General features: G+C 72.6%; 4 protein-coding genes. All 4 read right to left on the bottom strand.

Going from position 1 to position 4,774, the window contains the following annotated elements; translation table 11 throughout:
- Window positions 1-84: 84 nt before the first annotated feature.
- Window positions 85-1,422 (bottom strand): ABC transporter substrate-binding protein, encoded by a 1,338-nt coding sequence (locus ACYVE9_RS15955; RefSeq protein WP_461028518.1) that lies wholly within the window; start codon window positions 1,420-1,422, stop codon window positions 85-87.
- A 146-nt stretch (window positions 1,423-1,568) separates the two neighbouring features.
- Window positions 1,569-3,236, bottom strand: coding sequence for a glycoside hydrolase family 43 protein (locus ACYVE9_RS15950; RefSeq protein ID WP_461028517.1), 1,668 nt, complete (start codon window positions 3,234-3,236; stop codon window positions 1,569-1,571).
- Entirely contained in the window at window positions 3,233-4,057 is an 825-nt protein-coding gene (locus tag ACYVE9_RS15945) for a DUF6807 domain-containing protein (RefSeq protein WP_461028516.1), read from the bottom strand. Before ACYVE9_RS15945 ends, ACYVE9_RS15950 begins: the two co-directional genes overlap by 4 nt.
- Window positions 4,054-4,774 (bottom strand): Gfo/Idh/MocA family oxidoreductase (locus tag ACYVE9_RS15940; RefSeq protein ID WP_461028515.1); only part of this gene is annotated, 721 nt, incomplete at its 5' end. The genes ACYVE9_RS15945 and ACYVE9_RS15940, both read right to left, overlap by 4 nt.

The raw sequence follows: 4,774 nt of genomic DNA, 5'->3' as shown, positions 1-4,774 counted from the left end.
CGCCCCGCCGGCCGGACTCCGGTTGCCGGCTCCCCGCCCCTCGCCGTCCGCACGCGGGGGACGCCGGGCGGGGGAGCGGCCCGGTCAGCCGTTGCTGCGCTCCTTCCACTCCGCCTGCGCCTCGTTGAGCTCGCCGGCGAGCTTGTCCAGGAAGGCCTTCGCCGTGGTCTTGCCGAGCAGCAGCTTCTGGAACTCCGGCTCGTTGTCGGCCTTGCTGATGTTGTTCCAGTCGGCCAGGTAGTAGGGCAGCTGCACGATCTCGGTGGAACCGTCCGTCAGGGACTTCGCCGCGAGCCTGGTCGGCTCGGACTCCTTGATCCACGGGTCCTTGGCCGCCTCGGTGTTGGCGGGGATGGCACCGGCCGACTCGTTCCACTTGCTGTTCGACTCGTGCGAGGCGGCGAACTCGATGAACTCCCAGGCCGCCGCCTTGTTGTCGCTCGACTTGAACAGACCCAGCCCGTCCACCGGGTTGGAGACCTGCACCCGGGTTCCGCTGTCGCCGATCGGGTTGGGAATGCCGGCGAACTTGTCCTCGCCCAGCGCCTTGAGGTGGTCCTGGTAGGAGCCGAGGTTGTGGCTCAGCATGCCGATGTCACCGGAGTCCCACTGGGCGACCATCTTGGTGAAGTCGTTGTTGACGTCCGCGGCAGGCGTCGTCCTCTTGTAGAGCCCGGCGTACTTCTCCAGCGCGGCGACGTTCTTCGGATCGTTGAGCGTCGTCTTGTCGCCGTCCCAGAACTCCGTGATGCCGGACTGGCCGTACGTGGCGTCGATGGCCTGGGCGATGGACCCGGCGCCGCCGCGGATGGTGTAGCCGAACCTGTTGTTCTCGGCGTCGGTCAGTTCCTCGGCCGCCTCGTAGAACTTGGCCCAGGTGGTCGGCGCCTCCAGGTCCGCGGCCTCGAACAGGTCGGTGCGGTACCAGAGCACACCGTTGTTGGCCGAGGTCGGCACGCTGTACATCTCGCCCTCCCGGCCGCCGGCGTCCTTGACGCTCTCGACCATGCCCTCGACGAGCTTGCCGTCCAGCGACGACTCCGCGATCCGCTCGTGGACCGGCTCCAGCGCGTCCTGGGCGACCATGTTGGAGAGGTACGCCGTGCCGACGCCGCCGACGTCGGGCAGCCCGCCGCCGGCGATCGCGGTGTCGTACTTGGACTGCACGTCGGCGATCGGGATCGGCACGTACTTGACCTTGATGTCCGGGTGCTCCTTCTCGAAGTCCTGGATGATCTCCTTCCACACGGCGGTGCGCGGACCGCCGTTGTTGTCCCAGAAGGTGATCTCGCCCTTGCCGCTGCCCTCGCCACCGCCGGCGTTGCTGCCGTCGTCCCCGCAGGCCGTGGCCGTCAGGGCGAGCACCGTCGCCAGGGAGACCGCTGCCGCGGCCCGACCCGGGTACGTCTTCGAGATGTTCATGTCGGCTCTTCTCTGTGGGTGCTGTCGGATGTCCGATGTCGCTGCGTGGGGGGTGCGTGGTGCGGTGAGAGGTGTCCCTGCGGTCTGCGGTTGGCGGTCTGCGGTCCGGTCGGTCGTGGTGGCTGTGGGCTGGGGTTGTGGGGCGGTCAGTCGTGGGCGCGGAAGGCGGTGAAGTCGGCCGTGCCGGCCGGCCCTTGCCCGGTCGGCGCCGTGGCGAACAGGCCGAGCAGGGCTCCGACCCACCGCCAGGGGACCGCGGCGAACACCTGGCCCGAGGGACGGAATCCGGTGCCGTCCCAGGTGTCGGCGAAGAACCGGCAACGAGCCCCGGTGGTGACCTCGACGCGTAGCCGGGCCCGCTCCCGCGGCGCCGGCCGGGGGTACTCGGCGTCCCTCTCGTGCTCGGCGACGGCCTCGGCGTACCGGTGCACCAGTGCGACGGTGCCGTCCGCCTGCCGTTCGAGGCCGATCCAGCTGAAGGCGTCCCCGAGCACCGCGAGCCCGGCCTTGGCCCCCGGCTCGGCGCTGTCCAGCGTGACGTCCACCTCCGCGGTGAACGACTCGGCCGGCAGCCGCTGCACCAGCACGTTGGGCAGCGCCCGCAGGTCGTGCGCGTAGGCGGTACGTACGCAGGTGAGCCGTAGTGCGTCACCCGGGTGGCCGACCGTCCAGTCGGTGCCGGGCAGCGCCGTCCACTGCCACTGACCGCCGTACCGGCCGCCGGGGAAGTCGTCGTCGCACGCCGGGGCGCCGACCGCCTGCTCCGGCGCGCTCGGCTTGCGGTGCGAGGACACGGGCACACCCTCGTCTCCGATGACCGGCCAGCCGACGCCGTCCCCGTCGCCGCTGCCCCCGTCCGCGGCGGTCCACCGCATCGGCTGGAGGTGCACCACCCGGCCGTACGCGCCGCGGGCCTGGAAGTGCAGGAACCAGTCCTCACCCGCCGGCGTGCGCACCCAGGCGCCCTGGTGCGGGCCGTTGACGTCGGTACCGCCCTGGCTGAGCACCACCCGCTCCTCGTAGGGGCCGAAGAAGTCCCGCGACCGGAAGGCGCCCTGCCAGCCGGTCTCCACCCCGCCGGCCGGCGCGAAGATCCAGTAGTAGCCGCCGTGCCGGTACAGCTTGGGGCCCTCCAGGGTGAACCAGCCGGGGATGCGGTCGGCGTCGACCAGGGTTCGGCCCTCGTCGAGCACCGCGCGGCCGTCGGCACTCATCCGGTGGCCGGTGAGCCGGTTCTTGACGCCGGAACGGGACTTGGCCCAGGCGTGCACCAGGTAGGCCTCGCCGGTTTCCGGGTCCCACAGCGGACAGGGATCGATGAGTCCCCTGCCCGCCTTCACCAGGTGCGGAGCGCTCCACGGGCCCTCGACGCGCGGGGCGTTGACCTGCTGGATGCCGTGGTCGGGATCACCCCAGAAGATCCAGAACCTTCCGTCGTGGTGCCGGATCGACGGCGCCCACACGCCCCGGTCGTGACGCGGCACGGCGAACTCGGCGGCCGGTTCGAGACGGTCGAGCGCGTGACCGGCCAGCGTCCAGTTGACGAGGTCGCGGGAGTGCAGCAGCGGAAGCCCGGGCACCCGCCCGAAGCTGGACGCGGTGAGGTAGTAGTCCTCGCCGACGCGCACCACGTCCGGGTCCGACCAGTCGGCGTTCAGCACCGGGTTGCGGTAGGTGCCGTCACCGAGGTCTGCGGTCCACGGCCTGCCCGAAGCCGCCGACCGGGGGCCCGGGGCGGTCGCTCCCCGGCGGTCCTCGCCGGTGTCACCCGCCTCCGGGCGCGGGCGCGTGTCGGTGCCTGTCCGACGTGTCATGACGTCACCGCCCTGCGGACGAGCGCGGCGGCCGTGGCGCGGTCCAACCCGCCGTCGGCGACGACGGTGACGATCCGGCGGACGACGGTGCTCCCGGCCGGCACGGAGAGACGCTGCTCGGCGGCGAGCGAGGAGCCGACCCCGGGGTACTCGGTGGTGCGCACGAACCAGGGGTCGCGCCGGGTCTGCTCGGTGGCTCCCGCGAAGACGAGCGTCCACCCGGTTCCGCCGAGGGCGAGCCAGTCGGCGGCCCTGCCGTGGACCGCGTCCTCACCCTCCGCGCCGGCGGTGAACACCACCGGCGGCGCGGGTTCCTTGGGTGCGCGCCAGAAGAACCCGCCGTATCCGGCGCCGGGCCGCCCGTTCGTGGCGGGGCTGCCGATCGAGAGGTCCGAACCCCCGCGGTTGGTGAGCGAGAAGGACAGGTCCAGGGCCCAGGCGGTCTCGGAGAGCGCGGTGGCGGCGACCGTGCGGTGCTCCCGCAGCAGCTCTTCGCCGTCGGCCTCCCAGCACAGCTCCTCGACGAACCCGTCCGGGTCGCGCAGCTTCCAGCCGAGGTGCCGTTGCGTGCCGTGGTTGTCGAGCACGGTCGGCCCCTGGCCGCGGACGAAGGTGCGCCCGCCCCAGAAGTTGCGGCCGGCCACGTCCGGGACGGCGACGGACGCACCCAGGTGGTGGATGTGGTCCGCGGGCCGCTCCTCGGTGACCGCGGTTCCGGCGAGCGTGGTGACCGGGTGCAGGCAGGGCCGGCGGTCCGTCTCCGAGCGGTAGCCGTAGCGGGCGACGGGGCGCCCGGCGCAGTGCAGCGTCGTGTCCGTCATGGCGCCTCCACCCGGCTCGGCTGGGCCCAGGGCGCGCCCAGCTCGGAGTACAGCGTGAGCGTGTCGGCGCCTGCCGCGACCAGGGCGTCCACACCGCGCACGACCCGCCGCACGCTGCCGGATCCGGTGCGCTCGGTGTACCAGGCGTCGGCGGGCAGCGCGGCAGGCTCGGGAGCGGTCCGCACCGCCTCGACGACCCGCATGAAGGCTCCGGTGCGTTCCGGGGGCACCAGCAACTCCGCCCGGCCCGCCAGGTGTTCGGCGAGGTTCTCCAGCAGGTCGGTGCGGCCGTACTCGCTCTCCTCGGGGCCGTGCCCGGCGCGGTGCACCAGCACCCGGTCCTGCTTGTACCAGAACGTGATCCGTCCGCGGTCGCCGTGCACGATCACGTACGGTTCCCCGGCCTTTTCGGCGCAGAGGGTGACCGTCGCCGTGATCGGCAGACCGTCGGCGGTGGTGACGCGTACGGCGGAGGTGTCGTCTGCCTCGATGTCGTGGGCGCGGAAGAGTTCCGTCTCGACTCCCGCCACGTCCTCGTCCGTCGTCCGGTCGGCGAGTTCCAGGGCGGTGGCGACGGCGTGCGCCAGCGGGTTGGTGAGCACCCCGTCGACCACCTCCACCCCGTCGAGCCTGCGCCGCCCGGCCCAGGGGGCCCGCCGGTAGTAGGCGTCGTCGCGGACCCAGGCCCCCGCGGCGCCGACGCCGCGCAGGGTGCCG

Source organism: Streptomyces sparsus, from assembly GCF_054776295.1.
Note: the sequence above shows the minus strand (reverse complement) of the source record. Positions and strands in the feature narration are given on the sequence as shown.

Bases quoted from the DNA above. Each gene is read 5' to 3' on its own strand.
- ACYVE9_RS15955 (WP_461028518.1), bottom strand. From the start codon at position 1,422: ATGAACATCTCGAAGACGTACCCGGGTCGGGCCGCGGCAGCGGTCTCC.
- ACYVE9_RS15950 (WP_461028517.1), bottom strand. From the start codon at position 3,236: ATGACACGTCGGACAGGCACCGACACGCGCCCGCGCCCGGAGGCGGGT.
- ACYVE9_RS15945 (WP_461028516.1), bottom strand. From the start codon at position 4,057: ATGACGGACACGACGCTGCACTGCGCCGGGCGCCCCGTCGCCCGCTAC.